We start from the raw sequence: 18,387 nt of genomic DNA, 5'->3' as shown, positions 1-18,387 counted from the left end.
CGATGCCCACCGCCCTCGCCCTGTCGCCCCATCTCGACGACGCCGCCTTCTCCTGCGGCGGCCTCCTGCACGCGCTCGGTGCGGCGGGCTGGGACGTGGTGACCGTGACGGTGTTCACCGCCTCGGTGGCGGACCCGACGGGGTTCGCCCTCGCCTGCCAGACCGACAAGGGGCTCGGGCCGGAGGTCGACTACATGGACCTGCGCCGGGCCGAGGATGCGGCGGCGATCCGGGCCCTCGGGCTGGCGCGTCCGCGCCACCTGCCCTTCCGCGAGGCGCCCCATCGCGGCTACGCCTCCGCCCCCGCGCTGTTCCAGGACGTGCGGGCGGATGACGGGATCGTGCCGGACCTGACCGGCGCGTTCCGGGCGCTCCTGGCCGAGACGACGCCCACCCTGATCCTGGCGCCCCAGGCCATCGGCGGCCATGTCGACCACGTCCAGGTGGTGCGCGCCCTCGATGCGGCCGAGCCCGCGGCACCGATCCTGTGGTGGCGCGATTTCCCCTACACGGTGCGCGACCAGACCCCGAAGGAGCCCCTGCGGGCGCGCTTCGCCCACCTCCCGGAGGCCGAGATCCGCTGCGGAGCCGAAGGCCGCGGCGCCAAGGCCGAGGCCTGCGCCGCCTACGCGACGCAGCTCGGCTTCCAGTTCGGCGGCCCCGAGGGCCTGGTCCGGCGCCTGGCGCAGGAGGACGGTCGCGAGCGCTTCCGCCGGCAGGGCGCCCTGCCCGAGAGCCTGAGGCGCCTCGTCGCCGATGTCGGCTGAGGCGCCGCCCGCCGAACCGAAGAGCCTGCGCGACCCCGTCGCCCTGGCCGCGCGCAAGTCCCTGCTGGCCAGCCCCCACATCGCCCCGATCCGCGCCCTCGGCCGGCAGATCGCCGCGGCACAGGGCGCCGAAGTCCCCGATCCCGATCCCCTCGACGGCGGCGTCGCGGCCCGCCTGCTCCTGCTCCTGGAGACGCCCGGTCCGAGCATCCGCGGCACCGGCTTCGTCTCGCGGGACAACCCGACCGGCACCGCCGCCAACCTGTTCCGCTTCCTGGCGGAGGCCGGGATCGCCCGCCGCGACACCCTGATCTGGAACACGATTCCGTGGGTGATCCACCCCCCTGGGGCCCTGAACCGCGCACCGCGCCGGTCCGAGGTGCGGCAGGCCCTGCCCTGCCTGGCGCCCCTCCTCGCCTGCCTGCCGCGGCTCGGCGTCGTCGTGCTCTCCGGGCGGGTCGCGGGCTTCGCGCGGCCGGAGCTCGAAGCCCTGCGCCCGGACCTGACGCTGATCCCGATCCCCCATCCGAGCCCGACCTATGTCTGCACCGCCCCCAGCGTCGCCGCGCGCATCCGGGCGGGCCTGAGCGAGGCGCAGGCGTGCATCGCCGGTGGGCATTGCGCCTCTCTCGCTGGCAATTGCCGGCCGATGCCCCTAAATGCGGGCGACGGGCCGTGGTCCGGCACAAGCTCGGGTTGACCCATGCCGCCGATGCGGCCGTGCGCGGGGAGCCCAGCGGAGGCGGACGCCGACACGATGAATTTTGCAGGACAGCAGAAGCAGGTCGAGACGGCCGAGGCGCTCGCGCCCGAGGCGGCCCCGATCGACGCGACGGAGGCCGAGGCGGCGCCGGTGAAATCCGGCATGTGCGGTCGCTATGCCTGGCTCGGCACCATTGCCAGCCTCGCCATCCTGGCGGGCTCGCTCTTCGTCCTGTGGAAGCTCGTCGAGACGGTGACCTGGGCCGAGATGCACGCGGCCTTCACGGGTGCTTCGGCGGAACAGCTCGGCTTCGCCTTCCTGTTCGTCGGCGTCAGCTACCTCTTTCTCACCTGCTACGACGCCCTGGCGCTGCGGCAGCTGAAGCTGAAGGTGCCGTACCGAACGACGGCCCTGGCCTCGTTCACGAGCTACGCCGTCAGCTTCACCCTCGGCTTTCCGCTCCTGACGGCGGGGACGATCCGCTACTGGATCTATTCGAGCAAGGGCCTGGGGGCGGCCAAGATCGCCGCCCTGACGGTCATCGCCGGCTTCACCTTCTGGCTCGGGATGGGCGTCGTCCTGGGCTTGAGCCTGATCGTCGAGGCCGGCCAGCTCGCCGCTCTCACCTTCACCAGCATCGCACTGAACCAGGGGGTGGGCTTCGGCGCCCTCCTCGCCGTGGTGGCCTACCTGCTCTGGGTTTCCCTCAAGCGCCGGCACGTGCGGGTGAAGAGCTGGCGGCTCGAGCTGCCGGGCGCCTCGGTCTCCCTGAGCCAGATGGTGGTGGGCATCGGCGACGTCTGCGCGGCGGCCGCGACGCTCTACGTGCTCCTGCCGGCGGGCACGTCCATCGGCTTCACCACCTTCGTGGCGATCTACGTCCTGGCGGCCATGCTGGGCATCGCCTCGAACGCGCCGGGCGGCATCGGGGTGTTCGAGGCGACGATCCTCCTCGCCCTGTCGAGCCTGCCCCGCGACCAGGTGCTCGGATCGCTGCTGCTGTTCCGGGTCTGCTACTACCTCGTGCCCTTCGTCATCGCGCTGGCCATGTTGACCGTCTACGAGATCGTCAAGCGCACCCGGGCCGCCAGGGCCTGAGGCGCGGGGCTGAGCCGGGAGAGTCCGCATGGCACGGGGCGCGCGCCGATCGTCCTGGACCGCCGCCGCCATCGCGACGGTGGGGCTCGGGGTGTTCGCGGCCGGACGGGGGACCCTCGACGCGCCGATGATCGCGGCCTCCCTGGTCGTGCTCTGCCTCGGGGGCGTCATCGGCAGCCTCGGGCGGGCCCGCGTCGTGCGGATGCCCGAGAGCCCCGGAACCAGCCGCCATTCGGTGGCGGAGGCGCTCCTCGCCAACATTCCCGATCCCGTCATCCTGGTGGACCGGCGCGCGGTGGTGATCGAGGTCAATCCCGCCGCCCGGGCCCTGCTGCCGGCCCTGAAGCTGCGGCACCCGCTCTCCTTCGCCCTGCGCGCCCCCGACGTCCTCGACGGGATCGAGGAGGTCCTGCGCACCGGCGCCTCGCTCAAGACCCTCTACGCCACGCGCGTCCCCACCGAGCGCGCCTTCGAGGTTCAGATCGGCGCCCTGCCGATGCCGGACGGGGTCGTGGGGGGGGTCTTGGGAGGCCAGCCCAACGTGGTGCTGTTCCTGCGCGACCTCACCTCGGCCCGGCGCCTGGAGGCGATGCGGGTCGACTTCGTCGCCAATGCGAGCCACGAGCTGCGCACGCCGCTGGCCTCGCTCCTCGGCTTCATCGAGACTCTGCAGGGCCCGGCCCGCAACGACCCGCCGGCGCGCGAGCGCTTCCTCGGCATCATGAAGACCCAGGCGCAGCGGATGGCGCGCCTCGTCGACGACCTCCTGTCGCTCTCGCGGATCGAGCTGCGCGAACATGTCCCGCCGACGCGCCCCGTCGACCTGACCCGGATCGCCCGGCAGATGGTGGATACGCAGGGGCCGCTGGCCCGCGACCGCGGCGTGATGCTGAGCGCCGCCGTCGAGGGCGCCTTCCCCATCCTGGGCGAGCGTGACGAGTTGCTGCGGGTGGTCGAGAACCTGATCGAGAACGCGGTGAAGTACGGCGGCAGCGGGGGGCGCGTCGAGGTCGCGCTCCGGCGCCAGACCGATGCCGCCAGCGGGCGGACGAGCGTCGAGCTCGCCGTGCGCGACTACGGGCCGGGGATCGCCGCCGAGCATATCCCGCGCCTGACCGAACGGTTCTACCGGGTCGACGTCGCCTCGAGCCGCGACCAGGGCGGGACCGGCCTCGGCCTCGCCATCGTCAAGCACATCGTCAACCGGCACCGGGGCCGCCTGCTGATCGAGAGCGTGCCCGACGAGGGCACCACCGTGCGGGCGATCTTCCCGGCATACGAGGCTGCCGAGACCCCGGACGTCCTGGCCGAGCCGGCGTAAGGCCGTCCGTCTGGCAGGATGGCGGCCTGAGACCGGCAGCCTAGCGGAACGGCGGCTCGTCGAAGCTGCGCAGCTTACGCGAATGCAGGCCGTGGCGCTCGGCCCGCAGGTTGTCGAGGGCGGCTAGCCCGATCAGCAGGTGCTCGGCCACCGCGCGCTCGTAGAAGGCGTTGGCGGCGCCCGGCAGCTTGATCTCGCCGTGGAGCGGCTTGTCGGAGACGCAGAGCAGGGTGCCGTAGGGAACCCTGAGGCGATAGCCCTGGGCCGCGATGGTGCCGCTCTCCATGTCGACCCCGATGGCGCGGGAGAGGTTGATGCGCCGCCGCTCCTGGCTGAAGCGGAGCTCCCAGTTGCGGTCATCGTAGGTGACGACCGTCCCGGTCCGGAGCCGGCGCTTCAGGGCCTCGCTCTTCTCGCCGGTGACGTGGGCGGCGGCGGCCTGCAGGGCGAGCTGCACCTCGGCCAGCGCCGGCACCGGCACGTCGGGCGGCACCAGCTCGTCGAGGATGCGGTCGCGGCGCAGGTAGCCGTGGGCGAGGACGTAGTCGCCGATGGTCTGCGACTGGCGCAGGCCGCCGCAATGCCCGACCATCAGCCAGCAATGCGGGCGCAGCACCGCGAGGTGGTCGGTGATCGTCTTCGCGTTGGACGGGCCGACGCCGATATTCACCAGGGTGGTGCCCTGCTGGCTGCCGTCGGGGCCCCGCGCCACGAGGTGGTAGGCCGGCATCTGGTACTTGTGCCAGGGCGAGGCGGCGATCAGCGCCGCCGGATCGACGGTGGCGGCCTCCGCCCGCGAGACGCTGACGCCACCCGGCAGGATCATGCGCTCGAACCCGTCGTCGCCGCGCGCGAGGCGCTCCAGGCCGTGACGGATGAAGCCGTCGACGTAGCGGTGGTAGTTGGTCAGCAGGATCCAGGGCTGCACGTCGCCCCAGTCACTGCCGGTGTAGTGCACCAGGCGCCGGAGCGAGTAGTCGGTCCGGATCGCGTCGAAGAGCGCGAGCGGGCGCGGCGCGTCCGGCAGGTCGTGCCAGAGCCCGTCCGCGATCTCGTCGCCCACCACCGAGAGCAGCGGCACCGGGAAGTAGGTGGCGAGGTCCCGCGGGGTGACGCCGCCGCGCCCGAGATCGGCTCCCGGCTCGATCACGTAGGGATAGGGGATCTCCTGGGCGCTGAGGCCGACCTCGAGGGTGACGGCGTAGTCCCGCACCAGGGGCCGCAACTGCTCCAGCAGGTAGCCGCGAAAATGGTCCGGCTGGGTCACCGTGGTGGCGTAGGTGCCCGGTGCCTGCAGCTTGGCCGTGGCGCGGGAGACCTGCGGCATCGGCCCGGTCGGCTGGTAGGTGAGACGCAGCTCCGGATAGCGGAACTGCAGCCGCTCCGTCGCGTCCGGCGGCGGCCCGCCGTCGAGGTAGCGCGCGAGGGCCGAACGCAGCGCCTCGATCGCTCCCGCATGGAGGGACGCCAGGCGGTCCACCGCCGTCTCGGGATCGGAGACGGACTCCATCGGTCGCAACTCGTCGCGGATCACGGTGACTCCTGCCAGGCGCTCGGTCCCCAGGGTCTTACACCCGGCGAACCCGGGAGGCGAACGCGGGGCGGGCCAGGGATTTTTCCAACGCGATCGCGACCCGGGCGATTCCAAATTGCCCTTCGGTTCCGATACAACCATTTCGTTACGGCTCCGATTCCCTTAACATATGCGATGTATCCGCTTTGCCTCGAAGAGACGAAGATTGGATCCACGGACTGGCATAAGCGGCGACGACAGGGGGAACAGGGCGTCGATGCTCACAGTCATCGGTTGCTTCATTATCGAACACGATCCGTGGCTGCTGACGCTCGCGGCGATCATTTGCGCCCTGGCGTCGACGTCTACGATCGCGCTTCTGCACCATGCGAAGCAGACCCGGGTCGGCTGGCGCAACGGATGGGTCGCGGTGGCGGCCGTCGCCGGTGGCTCGGGGATCTGGGCGACGCATTTCCTCGGCATGCTGGCCACCGATCCGGGCCTGATCCCGGCCTATGCGGTCGGGCTGACGGTGCTCTCGCTGGTGTTCGCCATCGTGGTGAGCGGGCTCGGCCTGGCGATTGCGGTGTTCTGGCGCGCCCGCAGCGCCGCCCTGGCCGGAGGAGCCGTCGTGGGCCTCGGCATCGCCGCGATGCATTACACCGGGATGGCCGCCTATCAGGTGGCCGGGCGCCTGGTCTGGAACCCGGCCCTGGTGGCGCTCTCGGTCGCGGTGGGCGTCGGGCTCGCGATGGCGGCCCTGTGGATCGGGCTGAGCAGCCGGCGGGCACGGGGCCGGGTCGTCGGGGCCGCCCTCCTGGCGGGCGCGATCGGCAGCCACCACACCCTCGGCATGATGGCCCTGTCGATGGTGCCGGACCCCTCGGTGATCGTCCCCGAGGAGACGGTCCCGGCGCTCTGGCTCGCCCTGCCGGTCGGGCTGGCGAGCCTGACGATCCTGATCATGGCCTGCACCACCCTGGTGCTCGACCTGCGGGACCGCCAGCGCGAGGTCTATCGCGGGCGCCTCCTCAGCCTCGCCAACGCGGCCGTCGAGGGCCTGGTGATCTGCCAGGACGGGGTCATCGTCAGCGCCAACGACAGCTTCGCGGATCTGGCCGGCGCCGAGGCGAAGGCCCTGGCCGGGTTGCCCCTGGCGCAGTTCGTTCCCGACAGCGCGACCCGCACCGGCCTCGCCGACAACCCCAACGACGTGGTCGAGGGGACCCTGTACCGGCTCGACGGGTCCGACCTCCCGGTCGAGCTCATCATGCGCCCGGTCGCCTACGGGCGGACGCCGCACGTCGCCCTGGCGGTGCGGGACCTCACGACGCGGCGGCGGGCCGAGCGCCAGATCCGCTTCCTGGTCGGGCACGATCTCCTCACCGGACTGCCCAATCGCCGGCATTTCCAGGACTGCCTGGATCGGGACATCCGGCAGGTGGGGAGCGGGCACCTAGCGCTCCTCCACATCAACCTCGACGGGTTCAAGGAGATCAACGACCTCTTCGGAAACCCGATCGGGGACGCCACGCTCGTGCGGGTCGCCCACCTCATCGGCGGCCTCCTCGACGAGACCCAGACGATGGCGCGGATCGGCGGCGACGAGTTCGCCGTGCTGACGCCCTGCACCCACGCGGTGGCGGCCGGCCGCCTCGCCGAGGCCATCCGGACCACCCTCCAGGCCGCGGCCGAAGGGGCCCCCCAGGGCGAACCCGTGCCGGCCGCCACCATCGGCATCGCGGTGTTCCCGGACGACGCGCGCGACCGCAACGACCTCGTCAACGCCGCCGATACGGCGCTGCTTCTGGGCAAGGCCGAGGGCCGGGGAAACTACCGCTTCTTCGAGGCGTCGATGGGACAGGATGTCCGCGAGCGCCGAGTCCTCGAGAAGCAGCTGCGCCGCGCCCTAGCGGAGGACCAGCTGCGCCTGGTCTACCAGCCGCAGATCGAAACCCGCTCGCGGGCCGTGATCGGCTTCGAGGTCCTGCTGCGCTGGCACCTGCCCGGGCGCGGGCTGGTCTCGCCGGCCGTCTTCATCCCCATCGCGGAGGAGAGCGGGCTGATCCGGGAGATCGGCGCCTGGGTGCTGCGGGAGGCCTGCCGGGAAGCCGCGCGCTGGGAGGTGCCCCTGTCCGTCGCGGTCAACGTCTCGGGCATCCAGGTCCATGATTCCGGCTTCGCGCCGGCGGTCCGGGCGATCCTGGCCGAGACCGGCCTCGATCCGGGGCGCCTCGAACTCGAGATCACCGAGACGGCCCTGATCCGCGATCCCGACAGGGCCCTGACCAACCTGCGCCAGCTGAAGGCGCTGGGCCTGCGCCTCGCCATGGACGATTTCGGCACCGGCTACTCGTCCCTTTCGAACCTGCGGCTGTTCCCCTTCGACACCATCAAGATCGACGGCTCGTTCATCGCGGCCGTGGATTCGAACCCGCAGGCGGCCGCCATCGTGCGCTCGGTGCTCGGGCTCGGTGCCGGACTCGGCCTGCCGGTCATCGCCGAAGGGGTCGAGACCGCCGAGGAGCTCGGCTTCCTCGTCGCCGAGAAGTGCCACGCCGCGCAGGGCTACTTCATCGGCCGACCGGGCCCGATCAGCGGCTTCGAGCAGCAGACCCGCGGCGCGCGGCAACGGTCGCCGGTCGCAGCCTGACCGGCGCCGACCCGCTTGCTGCCAAGCGGGACTTGCTGCCAAGCGGGACTTGCTGCCAAGCGGGACTTGCCCGAAACGAGAGGCCCGGCGGCTCGGCCCGCGCCGGAGGAGAGGCGCCGCGCATGAACGACGAGACCGGACATCGTCCCGGCGAGGTGGCGATCCCGCTGCCCGAAACCTTCGACGCCGGGCTCTACTTCATCGGCCGCGTCCGCACGCCCTGGGCGACCCGCGGCGCGTGCCCGAAGAACGGGCTGAAGACCGACGCGGTCTGCACGCTCACCGTCGATGCGCCCTTTGCCGAGGCCCTCCAGAACGTCGAGGGCGCGAGCCACCTCATCGTCCTCTACTGGATGGACGAGGCCGCCCGGGACCTGGCGCTGCAGCGCCCCCGCCACGCCGAGGGCAGCCGGGGCACTTTTTCCCTGCGCTCGCCGGTGCGCCCCAACCCCATCGCCCTGTCGGTGGTCGAGCTCCTGGAACGGGACGGGGCGACCCTGCGGGTGCGCGGCCTCGATTGCCGCGACGGCACCCCGCTCCTCGACATCAAGCCCTACTTCGCGACGACGGATGCGCGCCCCGGCGCCACGGTGGAGCGGGCCGGGACGACGCCGCGCTGACGCGGCGCCCGGCCGTGGATCCGCGGATCAACCCGCGGGTGTCGGCGCCTCGGCGCCGTGGACCCGCCCGTCCGCGCCGTGGATCTTGCGCGGGGCGCCCTTCGGCGGCGCCTTGATCCGGTACCAGCCGACGTAGAGGGCGGGCAGGAAGAACAGCGTCAGGAAGGTCGCCGCCAGGATGCCGCCGATCATGGCGTAGGCCATCGGTCCCCAGAACACCTCGCGGGCGATGGGGATGAGGCCGAGGCTGGCGGCGGCGGCCGTGAGGAGGATCGGGCGCATGCGGTGGCAGGTGGCGTCCACCACCGCATCCCACGGGGGAAGCCCGTCGCGCTCGTACTCGTCGATCTGGGTGACCAGGATCACCGAGTTGCGCACGATGATGCCGATCAGGGCCAGGACGCCCAGGATCGCCACGAAGCCCATCGGCTTGTTGAAGGTCAGCAGCGCGATCGCGACGCCGATCAGCCCGAGGGGCGCCACGCTGGCCACCAGGAAGAGCTTCTGGAAGCTCTGGAGCTGGATCATCAGGAACATCGCCATGGTGAGGAGCATCACCGGCGCCACGGCCGCGATCGGGCCCTGGCCCTTGGCGCTCTCCTCCACGGCGCCGCCCACCGCCAGCACGTAGCCGTCCGGCAGGCTCGTCCGGAACGCGCTGATCTGCGGGTCGAGCTGGCTCACCACCGTGGCCGGCTGGGTGTCGTCCGAGATCGAGGCCCGCACCGTGATGGTCGGCAGGCGGTCGCGGCGCCAGACGATGGGCTGCTCCAGCTCGTACCCGATGGTGGCGAAGGCCAGGAGCGGCACCACGCTGCCGTTGGCCAGCGGCACCTGCAGGCTCTGCAGGGTGTCGAGGGAATTGCGCTCCACGGCCTGCGCCCGGGCGACCACATTGACGAGGTAGATCGAGTCGCGGACCTGAGTGATCGACCGGCCGCCGACGATGCCGTTGAGGAGCCCGGCGATGTCCTCCGAGGTGACGCCGAGCTGGCGCGCCTTGTCCTGGATGATGTCGACCTTGAGCACCTTGCCGGGCTCGTTCCAGTCGAAGGTCGGCACGTCGAGATGCGGGTTGGCGCCGACGATGTTGCCGAGGGTGAGCGCGTAGGCCCGCAGGGTCTGCAGGTCGGGCCCGCTGAGACGGTACTGCACCGGCCGCCCGACCGGGGGGCCGAGGTCGAGGGAGTGGATGAGGAAGTCGGTGCCGACGAACTTGTCGCGCGCGAGCGCGTCGAGCTTCAGCTTCATGCGCTCGCGCGCCTCGATCGACTTCGTCTCGATGACGATCTGGCCGAAGAAGGCGTTGCCGAGCTGCTGGTCGAGGGGCAGGTAGAAGCGCACCGCGCCCTGGCCGACATAGGACGACCAGCGCACGATCTCGGGGTCGCCCACCAGGGTCGCCTCGAAGCGGTCCATCTGCCCCTTGGTCTCGGCGATGCTGGCATTCTGCGGCAGCGTCATGTCGACGAGGAGCTCGGGCCGGTCGGAGGCCGGGAAGAACTGCTGCTGCACGAAGCCCATGCCGACGATCGAGGCGCCGAGCATGCCGACGCAGACGATCACGGTGGTCCAGCGCCAGCGCATGGCGCCGAGGAGCAGGCCGGTGAAGATCCGCATGGACCGGCTCGGGGCGTCATGGTCCTTGTGCTTCATCTGCTTGGGCAGGAGCTTCACGCCGATGAGGGGCGCGAACAGGACCGCCACCACCCAGGAGACGAGGAGCGAGGCGGCGATGACGACGAAGAGCGAGTAGGTGTACTCGCCCGCCGACGAGCCGTTGAAGCCGATGGGCAGGAAGCCCGCCACGGTCACCAGGGTGCCGGTGAGCATCGGGAAGGCGGTGGAGGTATAGGCGAAGGTGGCGGCCTTCTTCAGGCTGTCGCCGACCTCCAGGCGCGCGACCATCATCTCCACCGTGATCATCGCGTCGTCGACGAGCAGGCCGAGCGCGATGATGAGGGCGCCGAGCGAGATGCGCTGGAGCGTGACGCCCATGATCTGCATGATCACGAACACGATGGCGAGCACCAGCGGGATCGACAGCGAGACCACGAGGCCGGCGCGCCAGCCGAGCGAGATGAAGCTCACCGCCAGCACGATCACCACGGCCTCGACGAGCGCCTTGGTGAAGCCGCCCACCGCCTCCTCGACGATCTTGGGCTGGTCCGAGACGAGGTGGATGCCGACGCCCACCGGCAGTTCGCCTTCCAGCTTGCGCATGCGCTCCTTCAGGTCGTGGCCGAAGGTGAGCAGGTTGCCCGAGGGCTGCATCGCGATGGCGAGGCCGATGGCCGGCTGGCCGTTGAATCGGAACAGGTCGGTCGGCGGGTCGGTGAAGCCGCGGGAGATCTCGGCGACGTCCGAGAGGCGGAAGAAGCGGTCGTTCACCCGCAGGTTCACGGCGCGCAGGCTCTCCTCGTTGACGAACTGGCCGCCGACCCGGACGGACACCCGCTCGGGGCCCGCCTGGATCACGCCCGAGGGCGCGATGGCGTTCTGCGACTGCAGGGTGCGGATCACCGAGTTGGTGTCGAGGCCGAGACCCGCGAGCTTGCGGGTCGAGAAGTCGAGGTAGATGACCTCGTCCTGCGCCCCGAGGAGCTGCATCTTGCCGGCGCTCGGCACCTTCTTCACCTCGGCGCGCACGCGCTCGACGTAGTCGCGCAGCTGCCGCGGGGTCACGCCGTCGGCCGTGAAGGCGTAGACGTTGCCGAACACGTCACCGAACTCGTCGTTGAAGAACGGACCCTGGATGCCCTGCGGGAAGGTGCCCTGGATGTCGCCGATGCGCTTGCGGACCTGGTAGAAGATCGCCGGAATGGTTTTCGGCGGCGTCGTCTCGCGCAGCTGCACGAACACCGTGGCCTGGCCCGGCGTGGTGTAGCTGCGGCTGAAATCGACGGCATCGATCTGCTGCACCTCCTTCTCGATCCGCTCGGTGACCTGATCGAGGGTGTCGCTGATGGTGGCGCCCGGCCAGCGCGCCTGCACGATCATGGTCTTGATCGCGAAGGGCGGGTCTTCCTCGCGGCCGAGGCGCTCGTAGGCCAGGAACCCGGCCACCACCGAGATCAGCATCAGGAACCAGACGAAGGAGCGATGCTCCAAGGCCCATTCGGAGAGATTGAAGGTCTTCACGGGTTTGCTCTCGCCTCACCGGGGTGGCGGCTGATGATGGATGGCGGCGGCGCCGAGGATCAGGGCGCCTGGTCGGGCAGGCGCACGGCCTGTCCCTCCTGGAGCGAGTGGACCCCGGCCAGGACCACCCGGTCTCCGGCATTCAGGCCCGTGCCGATGCTGATGCGCTCCGGGTCGCGGCGGGTCACGGTGACGGGCCGCTTGCGCACGCTCTTCCCGTCCGGCGCGACGATCCAGACCGCATCGCGGCCGTCCTCCGTCAGCACCGCGGTGGCGGGCAGGTCCACGTGGGGGGCCTCGGCCCGCGCCAGGGTGACGGTGAGGGTCGAGCCGAGGCGGAAGGCCTCGGAGGGCTTGATCAGGGTCATGCGGATGCGCCGGGTCCGCGTGGTCTGGTCGGCGAAGGGCGCGATCTCGCGCACCCGCGCCGTCGCCGTCACGTCCGGCGCGCTCTGGAGCGCCACGGTGAACTCGGCGTCCGTGGGCATCGTCCCGACGAGCTCCTCGGGAATGTCCACCACGGCCTCGCGCTCCTCGGGGCGGGCCAGGGTCGCCACCGCCTGTCCGGCGCTGAGGACCTGTCCGACCTCGGCGCTGCGCACCGTGACGACGCCGTCGAAATCCGCGTGCAGCTCGGTATAGCCCATCTGGTCGCGCGCCCGCTGCAGGTTCGCCTCCGCCTGGGAGACGCGGGCCTGGGCCGTGTCCCGGCTCGCCACGGCGGTGTCGAGCTGCGCCTGGGTGACGTTGCCGCCGGCCAGCAGGCGCCGGCGCCGCGCTTCCGTGGCGCTGGCGTTCTCGGCCTGCGCCCTGGCGTCGGCGAGGTCCGCCTCGGCACGGGTCAGGGCGAAGCGCGTCACCACGGGATCGAGGGCCGCGATGCGCTGGCCCTTGTGGACGATGTCGCCCACCGTGACGTCGCGGGCGATCATCCGGCCGGCGATCTGGAAGCCGATCTCCGACTGGTAGCGCGGGGCCACGACCCCGGCGAAGGGGCCGAAGACCTGGGCCGCGACCGGTTTCACGACCCGGTACAGCACCGGCCGCACCGGCGGCGGCGACGCCGTCTCCTCGGCGGCCTGGCAGGCCCCGAGGGGAAGGGCGAGCGCCAGGGCGCGCAGGGCCGGGCGAAGCAGGGCTGGAGCGAGGAGGAATGGGCGAAGCAGGGATGGGCGGATCATCGCGCCGCCTCCAGGGTCTGCGCGACGGCGACGGTCTGGCCCGGGCGCAGGAGCTGGATTCCCGCGATGACGACCTCCTCGCCGGGCTCGACCCCGCCCTTCAGCGCGATGGTGTTGGGCCCGTAGCGCTCGATCACGACGCGGCGGGGCGCGACGGTGCTGTTGCGGGGATCGCGGACCCAGACCGCCGGGCTGTTCTCCCAGCGGTAGAGGGCCGACCAGGGCAGCACGATTGCCTGGCGCGGCCGGAACTTGCCGGTGCCGATCACGACGGCGCCGAGCGTCATGGCCTTGGGCGTCTCGTCGAGCCCGACCTTGACCCGGACCGTGCCGGAGGCCGCATCGACGCTGGGCGAGATCTCGCGCACCCGGCCGACCGCCTTGACCCGCGGGTCGGCCTGCAGCGTCACCTCCACGGTCTTGCTCTCGGGGGGCGCGGCCAGCACCGCCTCGAAGATGTTGAAGACCGCGTCGCGGGGACCGTCCTGGGCCATCGCCAGGACGGTCTGGCCGGTCTGCACCACCTGGCCGACCTCGAAGGTCCGGCTCAGGACCATGCCGTCCACGCCGGCCTTCAGGTCCGTGTAGGAGTACTGCTCCTCGGCGCTGCCGAGGGCGGCCTTGGCGGAATCCACCGAGGCCTGCGTGGTGCGCAGCTGCTGCTCGGCATCGTCGTAGCTCGGGCGGGTGGTGTAGCCGCTGGCGAGGAGCTGCTCCTGGCGCTTGAAGTTCAGCTTGGCCTGGGTCAGGAGCGCCTCCGCGGAGGTGAGCGCGGCCTGGGCGTTGTTGAGGTTGGCGCGCTGCTCCTGAGGATCGAGCTTGGCCAGCACCTGATCGGCGGTGACGTGGTCGCCGACCTCCACCAGCCGCTGCGCGATCTTGCCGTTGGTTCGGAAGGCCACGTTGACCTGGGACTGGGCCTGGATATCCCCGGTGAAGATCAGGTCGGAGGCGATCGTGGTGGCGCGCGCCACCGCCGTGCGCACGACGGCCACGGCGGGACTCGCCGGCTTGGCCGTCCCCTTCTCCGTCTCCGCGGCCGCCTCGGCGCCCCGGGCCGGCAGCAGCGTGGCGGCACAGGCCGCGAGCACGAGGGCCACGCCCCCGCACCTGCGCGGCCACACGGTCAGCCTACCCACCATCGCGTCCTCGAACTCGAAAGGCCCCATCCCGGCGTCACCCATATCGGCTCCGTTACCGACCGTCCAGACGGTTTCTTTTTTCGGCGAACCATCTTCCCGGCGCCGTCGTTCCCCGGTATCCCGTTGACGTTTCCGATCGCCTCGCCGGCCCTGGCAACGGATCTCCCGCCCTCGAAACCGCCGGTGAACCGGCCGGATTGTCGATGATGAAGGCGCGCACCCGCCGCGAAGACAGACCGGTGGTCATCCTGGATGCCGCCGAACGCCTGATCCGGCGCATGGGCACCCGGACGCTCACCATCGATGCGGTGGCGGCCGAGGCCTCGCTCAGCAAGGGTGGCGTGCTGCATCACTACGCCTCGAAGGACGCGCTGATCTCGGCGCTGGCCGAGCGCAAGCTGCGGGAGATCCGCGAGAGCGTGGCGGCCCACGAGGCGGAGCAGGGTCCGGGCCCGGCCGCCCTCCCCCTCGCCCTGATCGCGCATGCGCGTCAGGTCTATGCCGACGAGGACGGGTTTCCCCGCGCGCTCCTGCTGGCCTCGGCGGAAAACCCCGAGGCCTTCGCGGGCTTCAACGCCTTCCTGAAGCAGCGCCTCGCCCAGATGGAGGACGTGGCCTGCTGCCCGGGCGCCGGAGCGATGCTGACCTTCGCCACCCTGGGGCTGCTGCTCACCCGGACCCTGGGCTTCCACTGCCTCGAGGGCGCGGAGCTGGAAAAGCTGTTCGACGCCATGGAGAACACGGCCCAGAGCCTGCCGAAGCCGGTCCGGGCCTGAGGTCGCAAGCGACCCGCGCGTCCGCTTTCGGACACTGATGAGCGAAAGCCGACACAGGCCACCGCCGCGTATTGATGCAGACGAGTTTCGCCGCGGGGCCCTGGGCACGCTGTGATGACCAAGATGGTCAACGAAAATTCACCGGCCGGCTTCCCGGCCGATACTTTCCAGCCCCCGCTCAACCCTCGCGGGGCCCGGCCGGGCAAAAGTCTGACCGGCAGGATCTAGTTGGGATTCCCGGGATCTGTTCTGTTCGGCGATGGATGATCGCTGTACGACCCGGCGCGGCAGCGCTATGTCTTGCGGATGCCATCCGGAACGACCCCGTCGCATGCCCGAACTTCCGAGAGGCCGGCTTCCGAGGCAAGGCTGCGTCGGCTCGCGGTGCGGACGATCGCCACGCCGGAGCCTTGCGAGCCGGGCGCCGGAGGGCCGATCTCGGACCGAAGCGCGCGCTCCCGGATGCGCGCCGCGTGACTTTCTCCCTGGGGTTCCTCGACGCGGGCAGCGCCACCGGCGCCGAGATCCGTGCCCACGACTGGTCGGGAACGACGCTCGGTCCGCCGGAGCGCTGGCCGCCCGCCCTTCGCAACACCCTGGCGCTGATGCTGGCCTGCCCCCAGCCGATGTTCCTGGCCTGGGGTCCCGAGCTGCTCTGCTTCTACAACGATGCCTATCGGCCGATCCTCGGCTACCGGCTGCCGCAGGCCCTCGGCCGCCCGTTCCGCGAGGTTTGGGACAGCATCTGGGAGGATATCGGCCCCCTGGTCGACGCCACCCTCGCGGGCGAGACGCGCACCCTCACCGACATGAAGCTTGACCTGGCACGGACGGGCCGGGCCGAGGAGAGCTGGTGGTCCTTCACCTACTCGCCCGTCTACGACGACGCGGGCGCGATCAACGGATTGTTCTGCATCACCGCGGAAACCACCGACCGCGTGCGCGGCGAGGCGGCCCTGCGCGAGCGCGAGGACCATTACCGCCACGCGGTCGAGCTGAACCCGCAGGTTCCCTGGACCTGCGATGCCGCCGGCAACATCACCTCCTACGCGACGCGCTGGTTGACGCTGACGGGGCAGGCGCCCGGCGACCCCCTGGGCGACGGCTGGACCCGGGCGGTCCACCCCGAGGACCTGCCGCAGGCCCTGGCCGTGTTCGGCACCTGCCTCGCCTCGGGCGAGCCCGTGGACGTCGACTATCGCATCCGCCTGGCGACGGGGCAGTATCGCTGGATGCGCGCCCGGGCCTTTCCGCGCCGGGCCAAGGACGGCTCGATCCTGCGCTGGTACGGCGTGGTCGAGGACATCCACGACCGCAAGCGGGCCGAGATGCGGCTCCAGCGACAGGAGGAGCAGCTTCGGCTGGCCACCGAGGCGGCGGAGATCGGCACATGGGACCTCGACCCGATCGGCGACACGCTGATCTGGTCTGACCGGACCAAGGCGATGTTCGGCCTCGGGCCGGAGGCCGCGGTGACGATGGACGACTTCCATGCCGGGCTGCACCCGGAGGACCTGGCGGCCACCCGGGCCGCCTTCGCCTCGGCCCTCGATCCCGCCGTGCGGGCGACTTACGACGTGGAATACCGCACCATCGGCCGCAATGACGGCCTGATGCGCTGGGTCGCCGCCAAGGGCCGCGGCGTCTTCGACGGAAGCGGGCGCTGCGTCCGGGCCCTCGGGACCGCCATCGACATCACGGCGCGCAAGTCCGCCGAGGGTCACCTGCGCTTCCAGATCGCCCTCGCGGACCGCCTGCGGACGGCGGGCACGCCCCTGGAGCTCAAGATGATCGCCGCGGCCAGCCTCGGCGCCTATCTGGGCGTCGGGCGGGCGGGCTACGGGCACCTCCTGAACGGGGGCGAAGTGATCTCCGTCGAGCGCGACTGGTGCGACGGGCGCATGCGGTCGCTCGCCGGCGAGACCCGAGTGCTGGACGCCTTCGGCCCGACCCTGATCGCGGAGCTGCGCCGGGGCCGGACCCTCGTGGTGTCGGATTGCCGGACGGATCCGCGCACGGCGGAGGCCGCGTTCCAGGCCACCTGGGACAGCATCGGCACGCGGGCCCTGATCGTGGCGCCGATGTTGCGGGGGCAGGAGGGCGGAAGCCTCTCCCTCGGTGGCCTGTTCTACGTGCATTCCGCCGAACCGCGGCACTGGACCGATGCGGAGGTGCGGCTGACCATGGAGGTCGCGGCGCGGACCTGGTCGGCCTACGCGCAGGCGGAGGCCGAGGCGGCCCTGCGCGAGCTGAACGCGACCCTCGAGGAGCGCGTGGCGGGACGGACGGCGGAGCTGGAGCAAACCCACGAGGCCCTGCGGCAGGCGCAGAAGATGGAAGCGGTCGGCCAGCTCACCGGCGGGGTCGCGCACGACTTCAACAACCTCCTCACCATCATCCGCTCCTCGGTCGACTTCCTGCGCCGGCCGGACCTGCCCGAGGCGCGCAAGAGCCGCTACCTCGACGCGGTCTCCGAGACCGTCGACCGGGCCGCCAAGCTGACCGGCCAGCTGCTCGCCTTCGCGCGGCGCCAGGCACTCAAGCCCGAGGTGTTCGAGGTCCGGGCGCGGCTGGTCGCCGTCGCCGAGCTCCTCGAGACGGTGACGGGCGCCTGCATCCAGGTCGTCACCGCCTTGCCCGACGAGACCTGTCACATCCGTGCGGATCTCAGCCAGTTCGAGACCGCGCTGATCAACATGGCCGTCAATGCCCGGGACGCGATGGCGGAGCGGGGCACCCTGACCATCCGGCTCGAATGCGGCGCGCCGCTGCCGCCCCTGCGCAATCACGGCGGCAGCGCGAGCCGGTTCGCCGCGATCTCCCTCACCGACACCGGCAGCGGGATCCCGCCGGAGCATCTCGACCGGATCTTCGAGCCGTTCTTCACCACCAAGGGCGTCGGCAAGGGCACCGGGCTCGGGCTGTCCCAGGTCTTCGGCTTCGCCAAGCAGTCCGGCGGCGACATCGCGGTGCGGAGCGCGGTCGGGGCCGGAACCACCTTCACGCTCTATCTGCCCGCGGTGGCGGCCGACCAGATTCCGGCCCCGGCCCCCGTGACCGCCGAGCACCCGGCCGTCTCGGGGGACGGCCTGCGCGTCCTCCTCGTCGAGGACAACCTGGAGGTCGGCCGCTTCGCGCGCCAGATCCTGGAGGATTTCGGTTACCTGCCGACCTGGCATACCGATGCCGAGAGCGCGCTGGCGGAAGTCGAGCGCGACACCACCCCCTTCGACATCGTGGTCTCGGACGTGGTCATGCCCGGCATGGGCGGTGTCGCCCTGGCGCAGGAACTGAAGCGGCGCCGTCCGAAGCTGCCGGTGCTGCTCGCCTCCGGCTACAGTCACATCCTGGCGCAGGAGGACGCCCACGGATTCGAGCTCCTGCACAAGCCCTATTCCGCCGAGCAGCTGGGCCGGACGATCAATCGGATCGTTGCCCGCCACGCGGTACCGTCGGGTTCCTGAGGTCCCCG

12 protein-coding genes are annotated in these 18,387 nt (G+C 71.3%); 8 read left to right on the top strand and 4 right to left on the bottom strand.

Annotated features, from left to right (window positions below):
* Positions 1 to 2: 2 nt before the first annotated feature.
* The 4 genes from ASF58_RS05315 to ASF58_RS05300 are packed head-to-tail and all read left to right on the top strand — an operon-like array spanning position 3 to position 3,889.
* A complete protein-coding gene (locus ASF58_RS05315; protein ID WP_055948130.1) occupies positions 3 to 767 on the top strand; it encodes a PIG-L family deacetylase in 765 nt (254 codons plus the stop codon).
* Positions 757 to 1,467 (top strand): uracil-DNA glycosylase, encoded by a 711-nt coding sequence (locus ASF58_RS05310; protein WP_082512827.1) that lies wholly within the window; start codon positions 757 to 759, stop codon positions 1,465 to 1,467. The genes ASF58_RS05315 and ASF58_RS05310 overlap by 11 nt, the downstream gene beginning before the upstream one ends.
* Positions 1,468 to 1,524: 57 nt before the next feature.
* Positions 1,525 to 2,568: a lysylphosphatidylglycerol synthase domain-containing protein gene (locus ASF58_RS05305; protein ID WP_055948127.1), complete on the top strand. Its 1,044-nt coding sequence runs from the start codon at positions 1,525 to 1,527 to the stop codon at positions 2,566 to 2,568.
* Between the two features lie 28 nt (positions 2,569 to 2,596).
* On the top strand, positions 2,597 to 3,889 hold the full coding sequence (locus tag ASF58_RS05300; protein ID WP_055948125.1) for an ATP-binding protein: 1,293 nt from the start codon (positions 2,597 to 2,599) through the stop codon (positions 3,887 to 3,889).
* A gap of 40 nt (positions 3,890 to 3,929) precedes the next feature.
* Here the strand turns inward: ASF58_RS05300 and ASF58_RS05295 are convergent, their stop codons facing one another.
* Entirely contained in the window at positions 3,930 to 5,399 is a 1,470-nt protein-coding gene (locus ASF58_RS05295) for an AMP nucleosidase (RefSeq protein WP_210166873.1), read from the bottom strand.
* A gap of 280 nt (positions 5,400 to 5,679) precedes the next feature.
* Between ASF58_RS05295 and ASF58_RS05290 the strand changes: the two genes are divergently transcribed.
* Positions 5,680 to 8,055, top strand: a complete 2,376-nt coding sequence (locus tag ASF58_RS05290; RefSeq protein WP_055948119.1) for an EAL domain-containing protein — start codon at positions 5,680 to 5,682, stop codon at positions 8,053 to 8,055.
* Between the two features lie 122 nt (positions 8,056 to 8,177).
* Entirely contained in the window at positions 8,178 to 8,675 is a 498-nt protein-coding gene (gene tsaA, locus ASF58_RS05285; protein ID WP_055948116.1) for a tRNA (N6-threonylcarbamoyladenosine(37)-N6)-methyltransferase TrmO, read from the top strand.
* A gap of 27 nt (positions 8,676 to 8,702) precedes the next feature.
* Here tsaA and ASF58_RS05280 read toward each other — a convergent pair whose 3' ends face one another.
* The 3 genes from ASF58_RS05280 to ASF58_RS05270 are packed head-to-tail and all read right to left on the bottom strand — an operon-like array spanning position 8,703 to position 14,097.
* On the bottom strand, positions 8,703 to 11,816 hold the full coding sequence (locus tag ASF58_RS05280) for an efflux RND transporter permease subunit (protein ID WP_055948113.1): 3,114 nt from the start codon (positions 11,814 to 11,816) through the stop codon (positions 8,703 to 8,705).
* Between the two features lie 59 nt (positions 11,817 to 11,875).
* Complete coding sequence (locus ASF58_RS05275) at positions 11,876 to 12,997, bottom strand: efflux RND transporter periplasmic adaptor subunit (protein ID WP_055948110.1); 1,122 nt, start codon at positions 12,995 to 12,997, stop codon at positions 11,876 to 11,878.
* Positions 12,994 to 14,097 carry an efflux RND transporter periplasmic adaptor subunit gene (locus tag ASF58_RS05270; RefSeq protein WP_244477187.1) on the bottom strand — a complete coding sequence of 368 codons (1,104 nt, stop codon included), beginning with the start codon at positions 14,095 to 14,097 and terminating at the stop codon, positions 12,994 to 12,996. The genes ASF58_RS05275 and ASF58_RS05270 overlap by 4 nt, the downstream gene beginning before the upstream one ends.
* 245 nt (positions 14,098 to 14,342) lie before the next feature.
* Between ASF58_RS05270 and ASF58_RS05265 the strand changes: the two genes are divergently transcribed.
* Positions 14,343 to 14,915: a TetR/AcrR family transcriptional regulator gene (locus ASF58_RS05265; RefSeq protein WP_055948107.1), complete on the top strand. Its 573-nt coding sequence runs from the start codon at positions 14,343 to 14,345 to the stop codon at positions 14,913 to 14,915.
* A gap of 626 nt (positions 14,916 to 15,541) precedes the next feature.
* Positions 15,542 to 18,379, top strand: a complete 2,838-nt coding sequence (locus ASF58_RS26975; protein WP_244477204.1) for a PAS domain-containing protein — start codon at positions 15,542 to 15,544, stop codon at positions 18,377 to 18,379.
* The last annotated feature ends 8 nt before the right edge of the window (positions 18,380 to 18,387 follow it).

This window comes from Methylobacterium sp. Leaf125 (genome assembly GCF_001423085.1).
In the GTDB taxonomy this organism is placed as follows: Bacteria; Pseudomonadota; Alphaproteobacteria; order Rhizobiales; family Beijerinckiaceae; genus Methylobacterium.
The sequence above is the reverse complement of the archived record's forward strand: the minus strand, read 5'-3'. Positions and strand labels throughout refer to the sequence as shown.